This is a genomic window from Aquamicrobium sp. LC103, assembly GCF_001014615.2.
Classification (GTDB): Bacteria; Pseudomonadota; Alphaproteobacteria; order Rhizobiales; family Rhizobiaceae; genus LBCQ02.
The window spans coordinates 110155-131257 of sequence record NZ_LBCQ02000014.1 but is presented as its reverse complement, the minus strand read 5'-3'; the positions used below and the strand labels follow the sequence as shown (position 1 = coordinate 131257).

The 21103-nt window shown below is 64.9% G+C and carries 24 protein-coding genes and 1 riboswitch; of the genes, 16 read left to right on the top strand and 8 right to left on the bottom strand.

What is annotated here, in order from left to right; all coding sequences use genetic code 11:
* Positions 1-90 precede the first annotated feature (90 nt).
* Together XW59_RS24765 and XW59_RS24760 are read left to right on the top strand one after the other, a co-directional pair.
* Positions 91-732 carry a helix-turn-helix transcriptional regulator gene (locus XW59_RS24765; RefSeq protein ID WP_047148514.1) on the top strand — a complete coding sequence of 214 codons (642 nt, stop codon included), beginning with the start codon at positions 91-93 and terminating at the stop codon, positions 730-732.
* Positions 733-738: 6 nt separating this feature from the next.
* Positions 739-1455 (top strand): thermonuclease family protein, encoded by a 717-nt coding sequence (locus XW59_RS24760; protein WP_052958508.1) that lies wholly within the window; start codon positions 739-741, stop codon positions 1453-1455.
* Here the strand turns inward: XW59_RS24760 and XW59_RS24755 are convergent.
* Positions 1444-3102: a lysine--tRNA ligase gene (locus tag XW59_RS24755; RefSeq protein ID WP_047148515.1), complete on the bottom strand. Its 1659-nt coding sequence runs from the start codon at positions 3100-3102 to the stop codon at positions 1444-1446. The two genes, XW59_RS24760 and XW59_RS24755, sit on opposite strands and share 12 nt — an antisense overlap.
* A 157-nt stretch (positions 3103-3259) precedes the next feature.
* On the opposite strand from XW59_RS24755, the gene XW59_RS24750 reads away from it, so the two are divergent.
* Both XW59_RS24750 and XW59_RS24745 read left to right on the top strand, forming a co-directional pair.
* Entirely contained in the window at positions 3260-3673 is a 414-nt protein-coding gene (locus XW59_RS24750; protein ID WP_047148516.1) for a tellurite resistance TerB family protein, read from the top strand.
* Between the two features lie 54 nt (positions 3674-3727).
* Entirely contained in the window at positions 3728-4576 is an 849-nt protein-coding gene (locus XW59_RS24745; RefSeq protein ID WP_047148517.1) for a sterol desaturase family protein, read from the top strand.
* On the opposite strand, the gene XW59_RS24740 is transcribed toward XW59_RS24745, so the two are convergent.
* Positions 4570-5430 carry a transporter substrate-binding domain-containing protein gene (locus tag XW59_RS24740; protein ID WP_047148518.1) on the bottom strand — a complete coding sequence of 287 codons (861 nt, stop codon included), beginning with the start codon at positions 5428-5430 and terminating at the stop codon, positions 4570-4572. The genes XW59_RS24745 and XW59_RS24740 overlap by 7 nt on opposite strands.
* Before the next feature lie 239 nt (positions 5431-5669).
* Here XW59_RS24740 and XW59_RS24735 point away from each other — a divergent pair, with 239 nt between their 5' ends.
* Positions 5670-7604: a glycosyltransferase gene (locus XW59_RS24735; RefSeq protein ID WP_052958509.1), complete on the top strand. Its 1935-nt coding sequence runs from the start codon at positions 5670-5672 to the stop codon at positions 7602-7604.
* 5 nt (positions 7605-7609) lie between these two features.
* Here the strand turns inward: XW59_RS24735 and ppk2 are convergent, their stop codons facing one another.
* Positions 7610-8506 carry a polyphosphate kinase 2 gene (ppk2, locus tag XW59_RS24730; RefSeq protein ID WP_047148519.1) on the bottom strand — a complete coding sequence of 299 codons (897 nt, stop codon included), beginning with the start codon at positions 8504-8506 and terminating at the stop codon, positions 7610-7612.
* A gap of 107 nt (positions 8507-8613) precedes the next feature.
* Between ppk2 and XW59_RS24725 the strand changes: the two genes are divergently transcribed.
* On the top strand, positions 8614-9888 hold the full coding sequence (locus XW59_RS24725) for an ATP-binding protein (RefSeq protein WP_047148520.1): 1275 nt from the start codon (positions 8614-8616) through the stop codon (positions 9886-9888).
* A 116-nt stretch (positions 9889-10004) separates the two neighbouring features.
* Positions 10005-10715, top strand: coding sequence for a phosphate signaling complex protein PhoU (phoU, locus tag XW59_RS24720; RefSeq protein ID WP_047148614.1), 711 nt, complete (start codon positions 10005-10007; stop codon positions 10713-10715).
* 136 nt (positions 10716-10851) lie between these two features.
* Here phoU and XW59_RS24715 read toward each other — a convergent pair whose 3' ends face one another.
* Positions 10852-11358, bottom strand: a complete 507-nt coding sequence (locus tag XW59_RS24715; protein WP_047148615.1) for a GcrA family cell cycle regulator — start codon at positions 11356-11358, stop codon at positions 10852-10854.
* A gap of 411 nt (positions 11359-11769) precedes the next feature.
* On the opposite strand from XW59_RS24715, the gene XW59_RS24710 reads away from it, so the two are divergent.
* From XW59_RS24710 to XW59_RS24690, 6 genes are all read left to right on the top strand, one after another.
* On the top strand, positions 11770-12966 hold the full coding sequence (locus XW59_RS24710; protein WP_047148521.1) for an aspartate aminotransferase family protein: 1197 nt from the start codon (positions 11770-11772) through the stop codon (positions 12964-12966).
* Positions 12967-12982: 16 nt separating this feature from the next.
* Complete coding sequence (argF, locus tag XW59_RS24705; protein WP_047148522.1) at positions 12983-13900, top strand: ornithine carbamoyltransferase; 918 nt, start codon at positions 12983-12985, stop codon at positions 13898-13900.
* Positions 13901-14015: 115 nt separating this feature from the next.
* Positions 14016-15005, top strand: a complete 990-nt coding sequence (locus XW59_RS24700; protein WP_082137808.1) for an Hsp33 family molecular chaperone — start codon at positions 14016-14018, stop codon at positions 15003-15005.
* 48 nt (positions 15006-15053) lie between these two features.
* Positions 15054-15401 (top strand): MliC family protein, encoded by a 348-nt coding sequence (locus XW59_RS24695; protein ID WP_047148617.1) that lies wholly within the window; start codon positions 15054-15056, stop codon positions 15399-15401.
* Positions 15402-15527: 126 nt separating this feature from the next.
* Complete coding sequence (locus XW59_RS29435; RefSeq protein WP_170990214.1) at positions 15528-15689, top strand: hypothetical protein; 162 nt, start codon at positions 15528-15530, stop codon at positions 15687-15689.
* Positions 15690-15773: 84 nt separating this feature from the next.
* Positions 15774-16055 carry a hypothetical protein gene (locus tag XW59_RS24690; RefSeq protein ID WP_047148523.1) on the top strand — a complete coding sequence of 94 codons (282 nt, stop codon included), beginning with the start codon at positions 15774-15776 and terminating at the stop codon, positions 16053-16055.
* Here the strand turns inward: XW59_RS24690 and XW59_RS24685 are convergent.
* A complete protein-coding gene (locus XW59_RS24685) occupies positions 16048-16320 on the bottom strand; it encodes a hypothetical protein (RefSeq protein ID WP_047148524.1) in 273 nt (90 codons plus the stop codon). The two genes, XW59_RS24690 and XW59_RS24685, sit on opposite strands and share 8 nt — an antisense overlap.
* An 89-nt stretch (positions 16321-16409) precedes the next feature.
* Here XW59_RS24685 and XW59_RS29430 point away from each other — a divergent pair, with 89 nt between their 5' ends.
* A complete protein-coding gene (locus XW59_RS29430) occupies positions 16410-16553 on the top strand; it encodes a hypothetical protein (RefSeq protein WP_170990213.1) in 144 nt (47 codons plus the stop codon).
* Here the strand turns inward: XW59_RS29430 and apaG are convergent.
* The gene (apaG, locus tag XW59_RS24680) at positions 16546-16938 is read right to left on the bottom strand and encodes a Co2+/Mg2+ efflux protein ApaG (RefSeq protein ID WP_047148525.1); all 393 of its coding nucleotides are present in this window, start codon (positions 16936-16938) and stop codon (positions 16546-16548) included. The genes XW59_RS29430 and apaG overlap by 8 nt on opposite strands.
* A gap of 153 nt (positions 16939-17091) precedes the next feature.
* On the opposite strand from apaG, the gene XW59_RS24675 reads away from it, so the two are divergent.
* On the top strand, positions 17092-17697 hold the full coding sequence (locus XW59_RS24675; RefSeq protein WP_047148618.1) for a CDP-alcohol phosphatidyltransferase family protein: 606 nt from the start codon (positions 17092-17094) through the stop codon (positions 17695-17697).
* A gap of 9 nt (positions 17698-17706) precedes the next feature.
* On the opposite strand, the gene XW59_RS24670 is transcribed toward XW59_RS24675, so the two are convergent.
* Positions 17707-18900: an O-succinylhomoserine sulfhydrylase gene (locus XW59_RS24670; RefSeq protein WP_047148526.1), complete on the bottom strand. Its 1194-nt coding sequence runs from the start codon at positions 18898-18900 to the stop codon at positions 17707-17709.
* A 44-nt stretch (positions 18901-18944) separates the two neighbouring features.
* Positions 18945-19021: riboswitch (SAM riboswitch) on the bottom strand.
* Positions 19022-19104: 83 nt separating this feature from the next.
* Here XW59_RS24670 and XW59_RS24665 point away from each other — a divergent pair.
* Positions 19105-20202 carry a 2'-deoxycytidine 5'-triphosphate deaminase gene (locus tag XW59_RS24665; RefSeq protein ID WP_170990215.1) on the top strand — a complete coding sequence of 366 codons (1098 nt, stop codon included), beginning with the start codon at positions 19105-19107 and terminating at the stop codon, positions 20200-20202.
* A gap of 15 nt (positions 20203-20217) precedes the next feature.
* Here the strand turns inward: XW59_RS24665 and XW59_RS24660 are convergent, their stop codons facing one another.
* Positions 20218-21021, bottom strand: coding sequence for an ion transporter (locus tag XW59_RS24660; protein WP_137327092.1), 804 nt, complete (start codon positions 21019-21021; stop codon positions 20218-20220).
* Positions 21022-21103 lie beyond the last annotated feature (82 nt).

Here is a 21103-nt window from a genome sequence, read left to right as displayed (position 1 = left end):
GGGACCGTACTTTTGCTCTGGACAGGCCTCCGAGGGACGGCTAACTAGTCGATAAAGGTATTTTTTCCTGTTTTCGCAAGGGAGCTCGTCATGCTCTCGCATGATCAGGTCTGGGCCGCGATCGACGGTCTCGCGGAGCGTTACTCCCTCTCGGCGTCGGGCCTTGCCAAGCGGGCCGGGCTGGACTCGACCGCCTTCAACAAATCCAAGCGGCTTTCGTCCGACGGCAGGCCGCGGTGGCCTTCGACCGAATCGCTGGCGAAGGTCATGGAGGCGACCGGCGCGTCGCTGCACGAATTGCTGGTGCTCATCGAAGGCAAGTCGGCGCAGGCGGTTTCCGCGAGGCGCACCACCGTGCCCTTGATCGGCTTTGCCCAGGCCGGCGCGGGCGGCTATTTCGACGATGCGGGTTTTCCGGCCGGGCAGGGCTGGGAACTCGTCGAGCTGCCGGCCGGCGCCGGCGACGGCGCCTATGCGCTGCAGGTTCAGGGTGACTCCATGCTGCCGCTCTATCGCGACGGCGACGTCCTCATCGTGGAGCCCGACGCCGCCATCCGCAGGGGCGACCGCGTCGTCTTGAAGACCAATGCCGGCGAGGTGATGGCGAAAATCCTCGCGCGGCGCACGACGAGCCTCATCGAGCTCGTTTCGCTCAATCCCGAGCATTCGGACCGCAGCATCCTCGTGTCGGAAGTCGAGTGGCTTGCCCGCATCGTCTGGGCGAGCCAGTAAGGCCTCATGCGTAAAGCGGGCATAGCCGTCGCGCTCACCGGCCTCGCCGCCGCCACGCTGACCGGCGTTTTTGCGAGGGATCATATCCTCGCCGTCGATCTCGCCGCGCAGAAGGCTTCCGAGGCCGCCACGGCGGCCAGGATCGTGGAAAGGCCGGTGCCGCCTCCGCCGCCCTTGCCGGAAGTCAGCCGCCGCATTCGGCCGGTCGTTCCGGATGTCGTGGCCGCACCGCCCGTCGGCGAGGGAGGACTGGAGCGCGTCGACCCGCGCGATCCGCTCGGGCCGTTGGGCCGGGCACGGTCGCTGTCGGAAGGTCCGCCGAAGGAAACGATCCTCTATCGCCCGACGACCGCCGGCGCCGGCCGCTTCGAGGCCCAGGGCTACAGCGTTCGGCTGGAAGGCGTGCAACCCACCGATGTCGGGGAGAATTGCACCACCCCCGAAGGGTTGTCCTGGCCGTGCGGCATTCATGCGCGGACGGCGTTCCGCAACTGGCTGCGCGGGCGCGCCCTCAACTGCGTCGTGCCGCCCGTGCCCGGCCAGGCCGAGCACGTGACCGGCTGCACGCTCGGCAAGGAGGACGCCGCCGAATGGCTCGTCAGCCATGGCTGGGTGCGCGCCGAGCCGAACGGATCCTACGTCGAGGCGGAAGAGGTCGCGCGCAAGGCGCGGCTCGGCCTGTTCGGACCGGCGCCGATCACTTCCCGGCAATCAGGCGACTAGCTCGCCTTTCAGGGCCTTTCCGACCAGCGCGCGGGTTTCGGCGATGCCGTAGAGCGCCGCGAACGAGCCGAAGCGCGGCCCGCGCTCCTGTCCGATCAGGACCTGGTAGATCATCTGGAAGAAGGCGACCGACACGCCGGGTCCCCCTTCGGGGCTCTTCTTGGAATGATCCTGGTAGCGCTCGACGCCGCGCGCCACGTCCAGCGCCGCGTTCTGGATCGCCTCGCCGTCGGCGTCGGCCGGCAGCGTGCCGAGCCTGTCGGAGAGCGCCTGGAGAGCCGCGGCCTCTACCTCGTCCGGCGCGCGGAACACCTTGGTCGGCTTCACGAAATCGTCGAAGTAGCGGAGCGCGAAGCCGACGAGCCGGTCGAGCTCGGGATGCGTCTGCGGCGTCACGCCCGGCGCATGGCGCGAGATGAAGCCCCAGAGCACGCCCTTGTCGTGCGCGTTGGAGGCCGAGACCAGGTTGAGCAGCAGCGCGAAGCTGACCGGCAGCACGATCGCCGGCGGATTGCCGTCATGGATGTGCCATACCGGATTGCCCAGCCGTTCCTTCCACTCCTGGCGCGGATAGGCCGCCAGGAGCTGGTAGTATTCGTCCACGGCGCGCGGAATGACGTCGAAATAGAGCTTCTTTGCCGTGCGCGGCTTCTGGAACATGTACAGCGCGAGGCTTTCGGTCGGCGCGTAGGTCAGCCATTCGTCGATCGTCAGGCCGTTGCCCTTGGACTTGGAGATCTTCTCGCCCTTCTCGTCGAGGAAGAGCTCGTAGACGAAATGCTCGGGCGCGCGGCCGTCAAGCGCCTCGCAGATGCGGTCATAGACGCCCATGTTCGGCCCATGGTCCTTGCCGAACATCTCGAAATCGATGCCCAGCGCCGCCCAGCGCGCGCCGAAATCCGGCTTCCATTGCAGCTTCACCTTGCCGCCGGTGACAGGCAGTGTCGTCTCCTCGCCGTCCTCGTCGTCGAAGGTGATGGTGCCGGCCTCCGCATCGACCTTCTTCATCGGCACGTAGAGCACGCGCCCGGTCTTCGGCGAGATCGGCAGGAAGGGCGAATAGGTCGCGCGGCGCTCCGGTCCGAGCGTCGGCAGCATGATCGCCATGATGGCGTCGTAGCGCTCGGCCACGCGCTTCAGGATCGCGTCGAAACGGCCGGACTTGTAGTACTCGCTCGCGCTGGCGAATTCGTAGTCGAACTTGAACGCGTCGAGGAAGCGCCGCAGCATTGCATTGTTGTGATGCCCGAAGCTCTCGTAGTCGCCGCCGAACGGGTTCGGCACCACGGTGAGCGGCATGTGCAGATAGGGCTCCAGCGCGGCGCGGGCCGGAACGTTTTCGGGAATCTTGCGCATCCCGTCCATGTCGTCCGAAAAGCAGATGAGCTTGGTCGGAACGGCGTCCTCGGTCAGGATGCGAAAGGCATGGCGCACCATGGTCGTGCGCGCCACCTCGCCGAACGTGCCGATATGCGGCAGTCCGGAAGGCCCGTAGCCGGTCTCGAAGAGGACGGTTTCCGGCCAGTCGCGCCCCTTGTAGCGATCGATGATTTTCCGCGCTTCCTCGAACGGCCAGGCTTTGCTTGCGCGCGCGGCTTCGAGAATTTCGGGCGTGATTATCAGCGAGTTCGATCGCGTGTGGGTCATCTTGTTGCGTCCTGTCCGTCATTTGCGGCCGCGAGGCCGCGCCGAACGTCTATGCGCGTCCATCAGATGCGTCAATCGCGGCCCATGTTTTTCGTTGCGGGGGCGGTTTCGCGTTCCTACCTTCATCCGGTCACAACAAGGCGAATGGAGAACGGGCATGACGAAGCCGACACCGCAGGAAGCGCTGGTCTATCTGATGGTCATCATATCGGCGTCGGATCGGAACATGCGCGATTCCGAACTGGCGCGCATCGGCGCGATCATCCGCACGCTTCCGGTCTTCGAGGGGTTTGATCAGGCGCGAACCCTGGAAGTGGCGCAGCAATGCCAGAAGCTTCTCCAGGAGGAGGCCGGGCTCGATGGGCTGCTGTCGATCATCAGGGAGGCGCTGCCCGAATATATCCGCGAGACCGCCTACGCTCTGGCGGTCGACGTGGCGGCCGTCGACCTCGCGGTCGGCGTGGAGGAAACGCGGCTGCTGGACATCATGAAGAACCGCTTCGCGCTGGATCCGCTCGCCGTCGCCGCGATCGAACGCGCGGCGAGCATCCGCCACCGTACGATCGCCTGAGCGGCGGCGTCATTCCACGTTGATCCTTTTCCGGTAAAGGCTCAGCATGGCTGAATGATCGATGCGCTGAATCTTTCGGAAGCAGCAGTGCGCGCCGTCGCCTTCCTGGCGATTTTCGGCGCGATGGCGGCTTTCGAGCTCTGGTCGCCGCGGCTCGAGCGCGACGAGATGGCGGGCGCGCTGAAGTCGCGGCGATGGTTCACCAACCTGTCGATGGTGGTGATCTCGTCGCTCGTGCTGCGCGTCGTCTTTCCCGCGGCCGCCGTGGGCGCCGCCGTTTGGGCGCAGGCCAATGGCTGGGGCATCCTGCGCCTGGCGGGCATCGACCCGGTGCTTGCCGGCGTCGCCGCCTTCGTCATTCTCGATTTCGCCGTCTGGCTGGAACATGTCGCAAGCCACAAGATCGGCCTGCTCTGGCGCATCCACCGCATGCATCACGCCGACACCGGCTTCGACGTGACGACCGGCTTGCGCTTCCACCCGCTCGAAATATTGCTGTCGATGTTCTGGAAGGCAGCGGTGGTGATCGCGCTCGGCCCGCCGGTGCTGGCGGTGCTGATCTTCGAGATCGTGCTCAACGGCACCTCGATGTTCAATCATTCCAACGTGCGGCTCCCGCTCAAGCTCGATCGCGTCGTCAGGCGGTTCCTGGTCACGCCCGACATGCACCGGGTGCATCATTCAAGCATCAGGCGCGAGACCGATTCCAACTACGGCTTCAACTTCCCCTTCTGGGACAGGATCTTCGGCACCTATGTCGCGCAGCCCGCGCGCGGCCATGACGGCATGGAGATCGGCCTCCACGAATATCGCGGAGCCGAACCGTCGCGCCTGGTCTGGGCGCTGATGCTGCCCTTCAGGGGAAGGGCCGGCCGCCGGTGGGACCTGCCGGGGGATCAGTAGAAGCTTACGGGGAAGTATTTGAGATAGAGTTCGGCGAACTTGCCCTTCACGCCGATCTCGCGCAGCGCGTAGTCGAAGGCCTCGGCGAGTTCTCGATTGTCGAGCCTGGTCGCGATGGCCATGCCGTATCCGAGGAATTCCGGCGCGATGTAGGGGCCGCCGACGAAACGGCAGCAATCACGCGATTCCGATCCCTGCAGCCAGAACGACATGCGCATGCCGTCGCCGAAGGCACCGTCGACCTTCCGTTCCCGAAGCGCCTCATAGAGCTGTTCGCTCTCCTCGATGGCGGTCACGACCGCGCCGGGGAAATAGGCGCGCAGCATGGCCTCGTGCGACGAGCCGGAAAGCACGCCGATCTTCTTGCCGACGACCGCCGCGTTCATCGGCTCGCGGAAATCATCGGCCGCCTTCTGCGCCACGAAACGCGCGGGAAATCCGAGATACGGCCGGGTGAAGGCGTATTTTTCGCGGTTTTCGGCGGTGATCGCGGTGCCGGTGATCAGGGCTTCGCCATCACCGCGCTCGATCGCCTCCTCGAGTTCCTCCCAGGGCAGGCCCTGGATCTGACAGCGCGCGACGATGCCGAGCTCCGCGCAGATCGCCCGCGCGAGTTCGACATGGAAGCCGGCCAGGCGGCCGCTGGCATCGATATAGTTGAAGGGCGGGAAGTCGATGGTGGTGAGGAAGCGGACCCGGGCCACCTGCGACAGGTCCGGCTTCGCCATCCGCTCCTTCTCGTCCCAGAAATTCGGGATCGTGGGTTCCTGCGCCCACGCGGCGATCGACCCTGCGAGCACGGCCGCTGCCGTAAGCATTATGGCCGAAAGGGCGGGAAGAAACTTGCGAGCCATGGACGATCCGGAAGCCTTGGGGGACGCCCGCATCTCTCCCAGCAAGCGCGGGCGATGTCAACGCGGGCGGCAGGCGACGAAAAATCCGACAGAGCTGAACGGGAAAGCGGAGCCTGATCCACGACACGAACAACCATATTGCAAATTTCCTCCGGGCGCGCTTACCTGAAAAAGCTTGGGGAACGACAGACGGCGCCGCCTCGCATCGGGGCAGGAACGCCGCTTTGGGTGGAGGGGGCATGGCCGTCCTGTGGGGACAGGAGACGGAGCCGGCGTTTCATTCCGGCTTCCGGGATTTCGCCGGAGAGCGGCACGCGCACGATTTGCACTCCGTCTCGCGGACGGAATTCTCCTCCGTGATCTCGCGCGATTGGTGGAACATCCTCGACAGACTTGCCGTCGGGCGATCGGCCGCGCTCAGGGCGGCGTTCCTGGCAAGCCGCAACGCCACTTCGTTGCAGGCCGAGCTGCTTGCCGCCGGAGCGATCGAGCCGACCGGCTTCGCAAGCGCGGTCGCGGCCGAATTCGGCCTGCGCTTTGTCGCGCGCGTCGATCCCGACAGGCTGCTCATGCGGGAGAACCACCGCCTTGCGGCGCTGAAGCGGCCGCGCGGCCGGCTGATTGCGAGGATCGAGGAACGCGGCGAGACGGCTCTGCTGGTGGTTCCCGACGGCGACGATCTCGACTGGCTGCGGCGGCTGGCGGCAAATCCGGAAACTGCCGCGCGCATCCGCATCGTTCCACATGACGTCCTTCGCCGAGCGATCGCCGAAAGAAGCAGGGAAAACTTGCGGCGCGATGCCGTGCACGGGCTTTTCACGCGCGATCCCCGGCTCTCCGCGAGGATCGTCGGCAATGCCTGGCAGGGGCTTGTCGTCGGCGCGCTTCTCGTCGCCGTTCCGCTGGGACTGCTGCTCGACACGAACAAGACGCTGGTGACGCTTCATCTCGCCGCGACGCTGTTCTTTGCGTGCTGCGTCGTGCTGCGGGTACTCGCGCTGACGGTGGCGGCACCGTTGCGCTTGCCGGCGCTCGCCGAGGACGATCCGGCGGACATGCCGCGCTATTCGGTGCTCGTCGCCCTTCGCCGCGAGGCGGAGATGGTGCCGCAGCTTCTCGTGGCGCTGGGGCGGCTGTCATGGCCGCGAAGCAAGCTGGAGATCAAGCTGGTCTGCGAGGCGGACGACGCGGAAACGCTCGAAGCGCTGCGCGCCCACGGGCTCCATCCCTCGATCGAGATCATCGAGGTTCCGCCATGCGAACCGAGGACGAAGCCGAAGGCCCTGGCCTACGCGCTGCCGTTCTGCTCGGGCGAGATCGTCGCCCTCTTCGACGCCGAGGACAGGCCGCACCCGCTTCAACTGAGGGAGGCGTGGCAGAGCTTCCGCTCCGGCGGCGACGACCTCGCCTGCGTGCAGGCGCCGCTGGTGGTCGCCAATTTCCAGGACGGTCTCACGCCGCGCCTCTTCGCCTTCGAATATGCGGGGCTGTTTCGCGGCCTTCTGCCATGGCTTGCGGGGCAGGGGCTGATGCTTCCGCTCGGCGGTACCTCGAACCACTTCCGTCGCGCGGCTCTCGATGATATCGGCGGCTGGGACCCCTACAATGTGACGGAGGATGCCGATCTCGGCCTGCGGCTTGCCCGTTTCGGCTACCGCACGAAGACGATCGCCCATCCGACGCTGGAGGACGGGCCGAGGGATTTCGCCACCTGGTTGCCGCAGCGCACCCGGTGGTTCAAGGGCTGGCTGCAGACCTGGCTCGTCCATATGCGCAGCCCGGTCGTCCTTGCGAGGCAGGTCGGGACGGGTACCTTCATCGTCTCGCAGATACTCTTCCTGGGCCTGCTGATCTCGGCGCTGGTGCACCCCTTCTTCGTCGTCACCATCTTGTGGACCATCGGCAAGCTCGCGGTCACCGGCACGGTAAGCCTGTCGAATTCGATCATCTTCTTCGTCGATCTCGCCAACATCGCCTTCGGCTATGGAGCCTTCCTGGCGCTGGGCGCGCAGACGCTCGCTTCCGGCGAGAGAAGTGGTCTTCGCCGGGCGGTCGTCTTCACGCCTGTCTATTGGCTCATGCTGTCGGTCGCCGCCTGGCGCTCGCTGTGGGAGATCTGGCGCCGCCCGCATCACTGGAACAAGACGCCGCATGTCAGCAGGCGACGTCCGTAGCGTCGTCAGAATATCGCCTGTGGATCGCCGATGATGTTCGGGTCTTCCTCGCCGATCGCCTTCGTGTCCCGCCCCGCATAGTCGATCGAAAGCAGGATGCGGCGGATGACCGCGAGCCGCGCCCGCCGCTTGTCGTTCGAGCGCACGACCGTCCAGGGCGCGTGCTCGGTATGGGTCCTCTCGAACATGAGGTCGCGCGCCTTCGTGTAATCCTCCCACTTCTGCACGCCGGCAATGTCGATCGGCGAGAACTTCCACGATTTGAGCGGATCGTGGCGACGGTCGTGGAAGCGTTTGAGCTGCGTTTCCTGGCCGATATTGAGCCATATCTTGAAGAAGCGGATGCCTTCGTCGACGATCAGCTTTTCGAAGCTCGGCGTTTCGGCGAGGAATTTCTCGTGCTGCTCGGGCGTGCAGAAGCCCATGACCGGCTCGACGCCCGCGCGATTGTACCAGGAGCGGTCGAAGGTCACGAACTCGCCGGCGGTCGGGAAATGCGTGACATAGCGCTGGAAATACCATTGCCCGCGCTCGGTCTCGGTGGGTTTGGGCAGCGCCACGTTGCGGGCGACGCGCGGGTTCATGTATTCGCGCAGGACCGCGATCGTGCCGCCCTTGCCGGCCGCGTCGCGGCCCTCGAAAAGCACCATCGCGCGCTCGCCTCTCGCCTGCATCCAGGCGAGCAGCTTCACCAGCTCCACCTGCAGGCCTTCCAGCGTCTCCTTGTAGTCCTTGGACGGCAGCTTTTCGTCATAGGGGTAGCCGCCGGCTTTCAACTGGCGTTTGGCGATCCAGTCCGGCAGTTTCGGGTCGTCGATGTCGAAGGAACGCTTCTTGCCGTCGATCCTGATGGCGATCGGCTTGGTCCTCTCCTTCGATGGTGCTGCATCGTCTCTCGGCATGGCGACATTCCTGGCTGTCTTCCCCCGAATCCATGCTATTGGGTGGCCTCGACGCGGTCCAGCGGCAAGTTGATTCCCTTTTGGTGACGGATGGCGGGAGTTTGCGGATGGTAGATGCGACGCGCGCGAAAACGGGGCGCCGCATGGCGGCGCTGGCGCGTGCGCGGCTTTATTCGGCACGCTGGCCGCTGATGGCCGCCGCGGCCGCGATCCTGGCCGTGGGCGTGCTTGCCGGCGGCAGGCTCTGGCACTCCGTCCTCGCCATGTTCTTCGTCGTCATCGTCGCGGTGCTGGCTCCGCGCCGCGCCTTTCGTCGAGACGAGGAAACGAGCGCGGCCATCTCCCATGCGGGCGACATGGCCGGCATGAGCGCGCTCGATCTCGCCGCCGCCGTGCCCGATCCGCTGATCATCTTCGACCGCAACGGCTCGACCGTTCACGCCAACCAGGCCGCGCTCTCGGCATTCGAGCCGCTGCCCACCGGCTCGCTGATGCAGCTCAAGTTCCGCGCCCCCGAAATCCAGCAGCTTTTCCTGGATGTGCGGGAAGGCAAGCCCGCCGCCGTCGTCGACTATGCGGAGAAGGTTCCCATCGAGCGGGTCTACCGGGTCGCGGCCATGCCCGTCGGCGAGAACACCGGCCTGTTCGCCGTGCTCTTCAAGGACCAGAGCGAGAGCCGGCGCATCGACCGCATGCGGGCCGACTTCATCGCCAATGCCAGCCATGAGCTGAGAACCCCGCTGGCGTCGATCTCGGGCTTCATCGAGACCTTGCGCGGCCCGGCCAGGAACGACGAGAAGGCGCGCGAGAACTTCCTCCAGATCATGCAGACCCAGACCGAGCGGATGGCGCGGCTGATCGACGACCTTCTGTCGCTGTCGCGTCTCGAAATGCGCCCGCACGTCAAATCGGCCGGCAGGGTGGACCTCGTGCAACTGGTGGGCTCGGTGGCGGACTCGCTCAATCCGCTTGCCAAGGAATCCGGGCTCGTCTTCGACAAGACGTTTCCCGACCATGCCGTGGAGGTCTCCGGCAACCGCGACGAGCTCATCCAGGTCTTCGAGAACCTTCTGGAAAACGCCTGCAAATACGGACAGTCCGGCAAGCGGGTGGAGGTCGCCATCGAGGAAACGATGGTCGGTCCCCGACCGGAGGCAGCCGTCACGGTGCGCGATTTCGGCCCCGGCATTGCCGAGGAGCACATTCCCCGCGTTACCGAGCGCTTCTACCGCGTCGATGTGGAGACCAGCCGCTCGCAGAAGGGCACCGGGCTGGGGCTGGCCATCGTCAAGCATATATTGACGCGCCACGACGGACGTCTCACGATCAAATCGGAGGTCGGCAAGGGCGCGGCCTTCACCGTCTATCTGCCTTTGCGCTGAGGCGCGGGCCGCGCCTTGACGCGAATGAAGCCGGGTTTCTTTTTATTGTCATCAGCCTGGCCTAGAAAGGTTGGAAGGTCGCGAATCGCGGGTTGAGGATACTGAGGCGGATCATGATGCAGTCGCATCACATCGTTCGAGCATATGACGGAGAACTTGCGATGCTGGGCAACCGCATCGCCGCCATGGGCGGACATGCCGAGCGCATGGTCGAGCAGGCCGTCGCCGCTTTGATCAATTCCGATGTCGATCTCGCCCAGAAGGTCATCGCCGACGACGTCGTGCTCGACGAGGGCCAGCGCTGGATCGACGACCGCGCCATCGTGCTCATCGCCAAGCGCCAGCCCATGGCCGACGACCTGCGCGAGATCGTGGGCACCATCCGCATCTCCGCCGATCTGGAGCGGGTCGGCGATCTCGGCAAGAACATCGCCAAGCGCGTCGTGGCGGTGGTGGACGCGCGCCAGCCCATCCGCTTCTTCCGCGGGCTGGAGGCTTTGTCGAACCTCGCGCTCACGCAGTTGAAGCAGGTGCTGGACGTCTACGCCTCGCGCGGGGTGGACGGCATCGGTTTCGTGCGCGACCGCGACGAGGAGATCGACGCCATGTACACGTCGCTCTTCCGCGAGCTCCTCACCTACATGATGGAGGATCCGCGCAACATCTCGTCATGCACCCATCTGCTTTTCTGCGCCAAGAACATCGAGCGCATCGGCGACCATGCCACCAACATCGCCGAGACGGTCTACTACATCGTCACCGGCGAGCAGATGCCGATCGAAAGACCCAAGGAAGACAAGAGCCACAAGGTGGTGGTGGAAGGCTGAGGGGGCGGAACGCGGGTTGCCCTTCATCGCCGGCGTCGTCTCGGGACCGGCGTGGCGATCCTCTCCATTACCGAAAAAATAAAAAGGGAGCGGCAAGGACCGCTCCCTTTGGTTTTCATGCAGCTCGACGCCTGCGTCAGCGGGCCTTGCGACGCTCCGCCGCCGGCTGGTATGCGACGCGCGAATGGTACGCGCAGTAGGGGCCGCCTTCGCCCACATCGTTGCCGCAGAAGCTGAAATCCTCGGCGAGCGGGTCGCCGTTCGGCCATTTGCAGGTGCGCTCGCTGAGCTCGACCAGTTTCAGGTTGCGCGACATCGGGACGACGACGTTTTGAATCGGACGCAGGGCGTGACGTGCCACCGGCTCGGCGTCGAACTGGACCTGCAGCGCGGTCGCGCCGACCGAGGCGGCGACGGGACGCGACGTCCGGGTCACCGTGCGCGGCGCGCTGGGTTGGGCGGCCTTCTTCGGGCGCGAGGGAGCGGCCGAGGCACGACCGCGTCCCGAAAGCTTGAGACGATGCACCTTGCCGATGACCGCGTTCCTGCTGACCCCGCCAAGCTGGCTCGCGATCTGGCTTGCGCTCAAGCCCTCCGACCAGAGCTTCTTGAGAAGTTCAACGCGCTCGTCAGTCCAGTTCATCGGGACATGCTCCTGCTGCAGCATGCGGGAATCGGAATCCACAACCGCCCGGGCAATGCCGGGAGGGCACCACATCTACTGGTGTGATTAGATCCGCCGCACGAAATCTAGTTATTTCCGGCCTCAAACTACCTTATCGGCGGACTCCGTGACAAGAGTCCGGCCAGCTTGACGAATCGGTTTTTTCGGTTTTCCCCAACTTGCCATCCCGCGGCCCGATGGAGGCTGCGGGAGAGTTGCGGAGGCCTGGTTCGCCGAGACCTTTCGATTGACACACCAGCCGAAAAACCCGATATAAGTTCTTCCTCGCCGCCCTTTGGGCGGCTTTTTTGATTTCGTCCGCGGCTTGGCGGAAAATGCCCCTGGAAAGGCTTTGTCCGCTCGGCAAACGAGTATCCGGAGACCCATATAATGAGCGGTTCGGCGCTTTACGAGACCTTTGCCCGCGCGCCCCTGGCATTCGACCGGGGAGAGGGAAGCTGGCTGGTGACGGAAAGCGGCGAGCGATATCTCGACTTTGCCGGCGGCATTGCGGTCAACTCGCTCGGACACAGCCACCCGCACCTCGTTTCCGCCCTGACGGAACAGGCGGGCAAGCTGTGGCACGTCTCCAATCTCTACCAGATTCCGGGCCAGAGCCGCCTCGGCGAGCGCCTGGCCGAGAACACCTTCGCCGACAAGGTGTTCTTCACCAATTCGGGCGCCGAGGCGCTGGAATGCGCGATCAAGACCGCGCGCCGCTATCATTATGTGAACGGCCAGCCGGACCGCTATCGCATCGTCACCTTCGAGGGAGCCTTCCACGGCCGGACGCTGGCGACGATCGCCGCCGGCGGGCAGCCGAAATATCTCGAGGGCTTCGGCCCCAAGGTCGAGGGCTTCGACCAGGTTCCGTTCGGCGATTTGGAAGCCGTGAGGAAGGTGATAACGGACGAGACCGCCGCGATCCTGATCGAGCCGGTGCAGGGCGAGGGCGGCATCCGCGAGGGATCGGCGCCTTTTCTCCAGAAGCTGCGCGAGCTCTGCGACCAGAACGGCCTGCTTCTCATTTTCGACGAGGTCCAGAGCGGCATCGGCCGCACCGGCAAGCTCTTTTCCCATGAATGGTCGGGCGTCACGCCGGACATCATGGCGATCGCCAAGGGCATCGGCGGGGGGTTCCCGGTCGGCGCCTGCCTGGCGACCGACGAGGCCGCGAAGGGCATGACCGCCGGTGTCCACGGCACCACCTTCGGCGGCAATCCGCTGGCGATGGCCGTCGGCAACGCGGTTCTCGACGTCGTTCTCGAGGAAGGCTTTCTGCAGTCGGTGCGCGACAAGGCGCTGCTCGCCAAGCAGGGGCTTGCCTCCGTCGTCGACGAGTTTCCCGACGTTTTCGAGGAGGTTCGCGGTGTCGGCCTGATGCTCGGCCTCAAATGCCGCGCGCCGAACGCCGCGGTCAACGCCGCGCTTCGCGACGAGCATTTCCTGGTCGTGCCAGCGGGCGACAACGTCATACGCCTGCTGCCGCCGCTGACCGTCAGCGAAGAGGAAATCCGGGTCGGCATCGACCGCATCCGCAGCGCCGCCGCCAAGCTCGGCGCGGTGACCGCCAAGACAAGCAACTGAGCGAAAGGAGCAACCCATGGGAGCCGATTTTCGCCATTTCACGGACCTCTCCTCAGTTTCGGCGGCGGATCTGCGCGCCATTCTGGACGATGCGCGCACCCGCAAGGCGCGGCTGAAGGCGGGCGAGACCGAGAAGCCGCTTGCCGGCAAGGTGCTCGCCATGATCTTCGACAAGCCGTCGACACGCACCCGCGTGTCCTTCGATGTCGGCATGCGCCAGCTTGGCGGCGAGACGATCATGCTGACCGGCACCGAAATGCAGCTCGGCCGCTCGGAAACCATCGCCGATACGGCGAAGGTGCTTTCGCGCTATGTCGACGCGATCATGATCCGCACCACGACGCACGAGCGGCTGGTGGAACTGACGGAGAACGCTTCCGTCCCCGTCATCAACGGCCTGACCGACGACACGCATCCCTGCCAGATCATGGCGGACGTGATGACCTTCGAAGAGCATCGCGGACCGGTCAAGGACAGGCTCTTCGCCTGGACCGGCGACGGCAACAACGTGCTGCATTCGCTGGTCGAGGCGTCGGCCCGGTTCGATTTCCGGCTGAATATCGCGGTCCCGGGGGGCAGCGAGCCGCAGGAGAAATATGTCGACTGGGCGGCGGCCAATGGCGGCCGCGTGAAGTTCATAGCGAACGCGCGCGACGCCGTAGACGGCGCGGACTGCGTCGTCACCGACACGTGGGTGTCCATGGGCCAGGAGCATCGCGCCCGCGGCCACAACATCTTCGCGCCCTATCAGGTGAACGAAGCGCTCATGAAGCATGCGAAACCCGATGCGCTCTTCATGCACTGCCTGCCCGCGCATCGCGGCGAGGAGGTCACGGACGAGGTGATCGACGGGCCGCATTCGGTGGTGTTCGACGAGGCCGAGAACCGGCTCCACGCGCAGAAGGCCGTGCTTGCCTGGTGCTTGAGCGCTTGATACCCGGCTCGCCCAAACCTATTTGATGGGCTTGGCGCATTGTTTTTGATTTGAACGCGTTTTTCGCGAGGGCAAGTTGCCGTTCGCGCGGGATGCTCTGACGGGATTTGCTCCATTGGCTGAGACGGAAAGAAAGCTCGGCGAATTCGGTTTCGCCGGCGACGACCATGTGGTGCCCTTCGAGGTGGCGGCGCTCGACGCGCGCGGCCGCGCCGTGCAGTTGGGGCCCATCCTCGACGGAATCCTGGAACGCCACGACTATCCCGAACCGGTGGCGCGGCTGCTCGCGGAGGCGATGGCGCTGACCGTGCTTCTCGGCACGTCGCTGAAGTTCGACGGCAAGTTCATCCTGCAAACCCGTTCGGAAGGGCCGGTCGACATGCTTGTCGCCGATTTCACGACGCCTGGTTCGCTGCGCGCCTATGCGCGCTTCGACGAGGAGCGCCTCGAAGCGGCCGTCGCGGCCGGCCAGGCCTCGCCCGCCGATCTTCTCGGCGCCGGCGTGCTCGCGCTGACGATCGACCAGGGTGCGCATATGCAGCGCTACCAGGGCATCGTGCAGCTCGACGGCAGCTCGCTGGAGGAGGCCGCTCGAACCTATTTCCGGCAATCCGAGCAGATACCGACCGAGGTTCGGCTGGCGGTCGCGCGGCAGATGGTGCGTGACGACGGCGGATCGCGCTGGCACTGGCGTGCCGGCGGCCTGCTCGCGCAGTTCCTGCCGGACGCGCCGGAACGCCTGCGTCTTCCCGACCTGCATGGCGGCGACGGAGACAATGGCGACGCGCCGGACCCGACCGACGACGCCTGGGCGGAAGTCCAGGCGCTGGTGGGCACGGTCGAGCCCGACGAGCTTCTCGACCCGACGGTCGGCTCCGAAAGGCTGCTCTACCGCCTCTTCCACGAGCACGGCGTGCGCGTGTTCGAAGGCGTCGGAGTGGCGGACCGCTGCAGTTGCTCGCGCGAGAAGATCCGTTCGATCCTCGACGGTTTCACCGCCGAGGAGATCGCGGAGAGCACCGAGGACGAGGAGATAAGCGTTTCTTGCGAGTTCTGTTCGAAGCAATATAGTTTCGACCCGGCCGAATTCGCCGGAACGGATTGAGGGATGCCTCGTTCCGTGTCGGCGCGCGGCGCGGAATGGAGGTCCACTATGCGTATCATTTTCTCGACAGCCGTTTTTCTTGCTTTTGCACTGCCGCTGCAGGCGGCGGAGATCACCATCGACGTCCCCGGCGAGGGCGAGGTCGAGCGCACCAGCGCGACCTATGTCTGTGGCGATCGGGAAATCGCGGTCGAATACGTCAATGCCGAGAACGTCTCGCTGGCGGTGCTGACCCTGGCGGATGAAACCATCGTGGCGTCGAACGTCATTGCCGCCTCGGGCGCGAAATATGCCGGCGCGCAATATGTCTGGTGGACGAAGGGCGACGACGCCGATTTCTACGATCTCATGCAGGGCGAGGACGCCGATCCGGTGAGTTGTTCGGTCAAGGGTTGATTTGACTCCGCGATAAGCGTTACCAAGTTATGGTTAAAGCTAGGGGTAAGCGTTCGTAAACGGCAAACCGCCGAAGATCGGTGCCGCTTCGGATGGTGGCGAGGGGCGCAACCTGCCGGATGGCCGATGCTGTTTCGCCTGGCGATAATCTACCTCGTTGCAGCCGCTTTCGCGGCCGGGCTGGCCCAGCTCGTCTCGCACACTTCGGAAACCGGCCCGCCGGAAAGGGCGTCGTTGCCCTGCGAGCAATGGTCGAATCCCGACTGCAAGCCGCCGGTCCTGCGATAGGTGTCACTGTCTGCGATGTCATGGTTAAGCATTATTAAACCGATGCGCGGCAGGATTCGCGAATCTGCGGGGGCGGATTCATGAATGGGCAATATGCCGGACGGTGTTGCAGAACCAGCGCAGGAGCGCGAAGAGGTCGCCGAGGCGATCTGTGAGATCGCTATCTGCATAGCGCAGATCATCCACGAAGCGGATCCCGGAGCCCACCGGCGCATGAACTTTGCCGCCGGCAAGGTCTACAACCGTCTCATCGGCGAGAAGCACGAGATAGCCGCCGACATCGTCTATCGTTTCGGCAGGGCGTTGATGGACCGAAATCTCTTTCCCGAGGGGGAAGACCCCGAGGAAACCGAACCCGCTACATAGGGCGTGGTTTGTCGCCCCCTTCCTCGTCTTCTTCGTCCGGGTGTGGGTTCCAGGAATGCGGTTCGATGCGCTGCTGGGTGTCGCCGTCTATGAAGGTCCACCAGCCGGCGTCGCTCTCATCCCATTCCCCGCCCGAATTCTTCAGCTGTTCCAGCGAGCGGTATTGGGCGATGGACTCGTTTTCCTGCCCGTCCTTGTCCGTCCAATAGACGGTGATCTTGCTGCCGTCCCTTGGCGCCGTCGTGATTGGTTTTCCGCTTGCCATGCCGGTCTCCCTCTTTCCTGTCTCGTCAACACGCGGGGAACAAAATCCGTTCCACACTGGTTCATGTGGCACAATAGGAGAGTCACGAAATGAGGCTTCTGTTTCTCGCCGTCGCGGCCTGGGCGGCTTTCCGCATCATCGAGGAAAACCGGCAGTCGGGGACGCCGGCGCTGTTGCCCGCCCCCCGGCGGGCGAAGGTTGCACCCGTTCGCGCCAGGTCCAGGATCAGTTGACCGAACGCGCCTCGCCCGGAATGTCGAGCGAGAAAGCGGGAATGTCGATGTCGAAGGTCTCGCCGTCGGCGTTTTTCATCGTATAGGCGCCGACCATGATGCCCGAGGGCGTACGCAACGGGCAACCCGACGTATACTGAAAGCTGTCTCCCGGATTGAGTTCAGGCTGCTCGCCGACGACACCCGGTCCGCGCACTTCCTCGGTCCGCCCGGACGCGTCGGTGATGCGCCAGTAGCGCGAGATCAGCTTGACGAACTCGTCGGAATTGTTGGCGATCGTCACCCGGTAGGCCCACACGAACCGGCTTTCCGCCGGGCTTGAGCGGTCCTCGAGATAGAAGGGCTCGACCTCGACCTCGATATTGCGTGTCTTGCTGCGGTACATCCGTTTCAACCTGAAAGCATGAAGGGAGATTTGGCACGAACGGAGGGCCGGTCAACATGGATACCGGAAATTTGTTCGGGCCGTGACGGGCCGGGATTGGCGCCGCGGCCTCGCCCGATCTATGGTCGCCTTGGGAAAAGCGAGGACGCATCGATGCTCGACGGGTGGGTGAGGCCGAGAATAGATCCGATGCTTGACCGCATCGCGGCCGTCCTCGCCCGTCGCGGCGTCTCGGCGAACGCGATAACGATCGGCGCCTTCGCCGTCGGCCTCGCCGCCGCCGCTGCCATCGCCGGCGGGGCCTATCTCGCCGGCCTCATCCTCCTGCTCGCAAGCCGCCTGGGCGACGGGCTCGACGGCGCGGTGGCGCGCATCGGCGGCAAGTCCGATCTCGGCGGCTATCTCGACATCGTCCTCGACTTCGCCTTCTACGGCGCGATCCCGATGGCCTTCGTGCTTGCCGACCCGGCCGCCAACGCGGTGGCCGGCGCGGTGCTCCTCGTTGCCTTTTACGTCAACGGGTCGAGCTTCCTCGCCTACGCGGTGATGGCGGAACGGCGGAAAATGGAGACGTCGGCGCGCGGCCAGAAGTCGCTGTTCTTTACCACCGGTCTGGCAGAGGCGAGCGAGACGATCCTGTTCTTCGCCGCCTTCTGCCTGTTCCCGCAATGGTTTGCCGCGTTGGCCTACGCTTTCGCCGCTCTCACCTTCTACACCGCGATCTCGCGCGTGGTGCTTGCCTGGCGCACGTTGCGCTGACGAGCCGGCTCAGGCAGCCTTCGCCAATGCCCGCTCGATGTCCTCGATCAGGTCGTCGCCGTCCTCGAGCCCGACCGAAAGACGCACCGTGCCGCCGGTGATGCCCAGCTCGGCGCGGGCCTCGTCGGTGAGGTTCTTGTGCGTCGTCGTCGCCGGATGCGTGATCAGGCTCTTGGAGTCGCCGAGATTGTTGGAGATCTTGATGATTTCGAGAGCGTTGACGAAGTCGAACGCAGCCTTCTTGCCGCCCTTGAGATCGAGGCAGATAAGCGTCGATCCGCCTTTCATCTGACGGGCGATGATATCGGCCTGCGGGTGATCCTTGCGGCCGGGATAGACGACCCGGGAGATCGCCGAACGCTCCGCGAGGAAATCGGCGATGCGGCTGGCGCTCTCCGTCTGCTGGCGCACGCGGAGCGGCAGGGTTTCCAGCCCCTTGAGCAGCGTCCAGGCGTTGAACGGCGAGAGGCTCGGGCCGGTGTGGCGGAAATAGTCGTGCAGGTTCTCGTCGATCCATTTCTTGTCGGAAAGGACCACGCCGCCGAGGCAGCGGCCCTGGCCGTCGATATGCTTGGTCGCCGAATAGACGACGATGTGCGCGCCGAGTTCCAGCGGCTTCTGCTGCAGCGGCGTCGCGAAGACGTTGTCGACGACGACCCGCGCGCCGATCGCGTTGGCGAGCTTGGCGACGGCGGCGATGTCGATGACTTCCAGCGTCGGATTGGTCGGGCTTTCGAGGAAGAACAGCTTGGTGTTGGTGCGGATCGCCCTTTCCCATTCTTCCATCTTGGTGCCGTCGACCAGTGTCGACTCGATGCCGTATTTGGGCATCAGGGTTTCGACGATCCAGCGACAGGAGCCGAAGAGGGCGCGTGCCGCGACCACGTGGTCGCCCGCCTTGACGCTGCACAGAAGCGCTGCCGCGACGGCGGCCATGCCGGAGGCCGTGGCGCGTGCGTCTTCCGCGCCTTCGAGCTGGCACATGCGCTTCTCGAACATGTCGTTGGTGGGGTTGGCGTAGCGCGAATAGACGAAGCCCGGCTCGTCGCCCTTGAAGCGCGCCTCGGCAGCCTCGGCCGTATCGTAGACGAACCCTTGCGTGAGAAATATCGCTTCCGACGTTTCGCCGAATTCCGACCGCAACGTTCCGCCATGCACCAGGGTCGTGGCCGGCTTCCAGGTGCGCTTCGTGTCGTTTGTCATAGACCTTGCCTCAAGCAACAAAAAAACCGGCCGCGAAGTCGCATGCCGGTTTCATCTCGGCCCTTTAGCGACTTGTTTAACGTGGCTGCAAGCCGACCGGCAAATCACCACGGGATAACCGGTCCTTTAGACCTTGCGCCGGCTTGCGTCAACCGGCGTGATCATTAGGGTCCGACCCTAAAACCTCATGCTCGAAGAATGGAGCTGATCGTGCGTATCTCTGGCATCCTTCCGGATCGCGACATTGCCGGCCTGTTCGACAGCGGGGCGCTGAAAGCCGCGCATCCGCTCGACGCCGACCAGATCCAGCCGGCGAGCCTCGATCTGCGCCTCGGCGACAAGGCCTACCGGGTGCGCGCGAGCTTCCTGCCCGGGCCGGGCCACAAGGTGGCCGACAAGCTCGACCGGCTCAAGCTGCACGAGATCGACCTGCGGGCTGGCGCGGTGCTTGAGACCGGCTGCGTCTACATCGTGCCGCTGCGCGAAAGCCTTGCGCTGCCCGAGGACGTCTCGGCCTCGGCGAACCCGAAGAGCTCCACCGGCCGCCTCGACATCTTCACCCGGGTGATGGCCGATCACGGCCAGGAATTCGACAAGATACCGGCGGGCTACGACGGCCCGCTCTACATGGAAGTGAGCCCGCGCACATTTCCGATCGTGGCGCGGGCCGGCTCGCGGCTGTCGCAGATCAGGTTCCGCGTCGGCAAGGCGCTGCTGTCCGAGCCGGAGCTGCAGGCGTTGCACCAGGCCGAAACGCTGGTGGCCGCGGAGCAGCCGAACATTTCCGGCGGCGGCATCGCGCTGTCGATCGACCTCACCGGCAACGGGGACGGGCTGATCGGCTATCGCGGCAAGCACCACACGGCGGTCATCGACGTCGACAAGCGCGCCGCGCACGATCTCCACGATTTCTGGGAACCGCTCTACCAGCGCGGCAGCCGCGAGCTGATCCTCGATCCCGACGAATTCTACATCCTGGTCTCGCGCGAGGCCGTCCATGTGCCGCCCGACTACGCGGCCGAGATGACGCCCTTCGATCCGCTGGTCGGCGAGTTCCGCGTTCACTATGCGGGCTTCTTCGACCCCGGTTTCGGCCATTCCCAGGCCGGCGGCACCGGCAGCCGCGCGGTGCTCGAGGTGCGCAGCCACGAAGTGCCGTTCATCCTCGAGCACGGTCAGATCGTCGGCCGTCTCGTCTACGAGCACATGCTTTCCCGCCCGCAAAAGCTCTACGGCATCGACCTGAAATCCAACTATCAGGCGCAGGGCCTCAAGCTTTCCAAGCACTTCCGCGTCGGCTGACTTCCGCCCGCCTCGCTATCGGCGGTCGAGTTCGCCACCGGTGGCCTGCCGCAACTGCCTGACCTCGTCCCGCAGCGCGCGGATCTCGCGCAGGATCAGTTCCTGCTCGTTCTGGAGCTCGGAGCGTTCGAGCGACGCCGTCTTGTCATGCTCCTCCTGCATGGCCGAGACGATGATACCGATGAAGAGGTTGAGGACGGCGAATGAGGTCGCCACGATGAAGGGCAGGAAGAACAGCCACGCCCACGGATAAACCTCCATCATCGGACGGACGACGCCGGACGACCAGCCGTCGAGCGTCATCACCTCGAACAGCGAATAGGCCGACGACGCGAGATCGCCGAACCATTCGGGGAAACTTTCTCCGAACAGCTTCGTCGCCATGACCGCGAAGACGTAGAAGACGAGGCCGAGCAGAAGCACGATCGACCCCATGCCGGGAAGCGCCGCCACCAGTCCGCCGACGACGCGGCGCAGCGACGGCACCACGCTGACGAGGCGCAGCACGCGCAGGATGCGCATCGCCCGCAGCACGGAGAGGTTGCCCGTGGCCGGTACGAGCGCGATCGCCACCACCAGGAAGTCGAAGACCCGCCAGGGATCCTTGAAGAAATCGCCGCGATAGACGGCAAAGCGGGCGAGAAGCTCGGCGACGAACACGGCGAGGATGAGACGATCGATGAAGAAGAGAAGCGGGCCGAACGACGCCACCGCCGCCGGATAGGTCTCCAGGCCGAGCGTTATCGCGTTGACGATGATGAGGAAGGTGATGGCCGCCTCGAAGCGGCGCGATTCCAGAACGGCTTTGATGATCGGCACGTCGGCAGGTTCCCGTTGGTCGCAGCTTTCCGCACAAGTGCTTCGGCAAACGCCGCGCGTCAAGCCGTGCCTCGGCGGCCGG

Coding starts and splice junctions, on each gene's coding strand:
- XW59_RS24765 (WP_047148514.1), top strand. CDS start 91: ATGCTCTCGCATGATCAGGTCTGGGCCGCGATCGACGGTCTCGCGGAG.
- XW59_RS24760 (WP_052958508.1), top strand. CDS start 739: ATGCGTAAAGCGGGCATAGCCGTCGCGCTCACCGGCCTCGCCGCCGCC.
- XW59_RS24755 (WP_047148515.1), bottom strand. CDS start 3,102: ATGACCCACACGCGATCGAACTCGCTGATAATCACGCCCGAAATTCTC.
- XW59_RS24750 (WP_047148516.1), top strand. CDS start 3,260: ATGACGAAGCCGACACCGCAGGAAGCGCTGGTCTATCTGATGGTCATC.
- XW59_RS24745 (WP_047148517.1), top strand. CDS start 3,728: ATGATCGATGCGCTGAATCTTTCGGAAGCAGCAGTGCGCGCCGTCGCC.
- XW59_RS24740 (WP_047148518.1), bottom strand. CDS start 5,430: ATGGCTCGCAAGTTTCTTCCCGCCCTTTCGGCCATAATGCTTACGGCA.
- XW59_RS24735 (WP_052958509.1), top strand. CDS start 5,670: ATGGCCGTCCTGTGGGGACAGGAGACGGAGCCGGCGTTTCATTCCGGC.
- ppk2 (WP_047148519.1), bottom strand. CDS start 8,506: ATGCCGAGAGACGATGCAGCACCATCGAAGGAGAGGACCAAGCCGATC.
- XW59_RS24725 (WP_047148520.1), top strand. CDS start 8,614: ATGGTAGATGCGACGCGCGCGAAAACGGGGCGCCGCATGGCGGCGCTG.
- phoU (WP_047148614.1), top strand. CDS start 10,005: ATGCAGTCGCATCACATCGTTCGAGCATATGACGGAGAACTTGCGATG.
- XW59_RS24715 (WP_047148615.1), bottom strand. CDS start 11,358: ATGAACTGGACTGACGAGCGCGTTGAACTTCTCAAGAAGCTCTGGTCG.
- XW59_RS24710 (WP_047148521.1), top strand. CDS start 11,770: ATGAGCGGTTCGGCGCTTTACGAGACCTTTGCCCGCGCGCCCCTGGCA.
- argF (WP_047148522.1), top strand. CDS start 12,983: ATGGGAGCCGATTTTCGCCATTTCACGGACCTCTCCTCAGTTTCGGCG.
- XW59_RS24695 (WP_047148617.1), top strand. CDS start 15,054: ATGCGTATCATTTTCTCGACAGCCGTTTTTCTTGCTTTTGCACTGCCG.
- XW59_RS29435 (WP_170990214.1), top strand. CDS start 15,528: ATGCTGTTTCGCCTGGCGATAATCTACCTCGTTGCAGCCGCTTTCGCG.
- XW59_RS24690 (WP_047148523.1), top strand. CDS start 15,774: ATGGGCAATATGCCGGACGGTGTTGCAGAACCAGCGCAGGAGCGCGAA.
- XW59_RS24685 (WP_047148524.1), bottom strand. CDS start 16,320: ATGGCAAGCGGAAAACCAATCACGACGGCGCCAAGGGACGGCAGCAAG.
- XW59_RS29430 (WP_170990213.1), top strand. CDS start 16,410: ATGAGGCTTCTGTTTCTCGCCGTCGCGGCCTGGGCGGCTTTCCGCATC.
- apaG (WP_047148525.1), bottom strand. CDS start 16,938: ATGTACCGCAGCAAGACACGCAATATCGAGGTCGAGGTCGAGCCCTTC.
- XW59_RS24675 (WP_047148618.1), top strand. CDS start 17,092: ATGCTCGACGGGTGGGTGAGGCCGAGAATAGATCCGATGCTTGACCGC.
- XW59_RS24670 (WP_047148526.1), bottom strand. CDS start 18,900: ATGACAAACGACACGAAGCGCACCTGGAAGCCGGCCACGACCCTGGTG.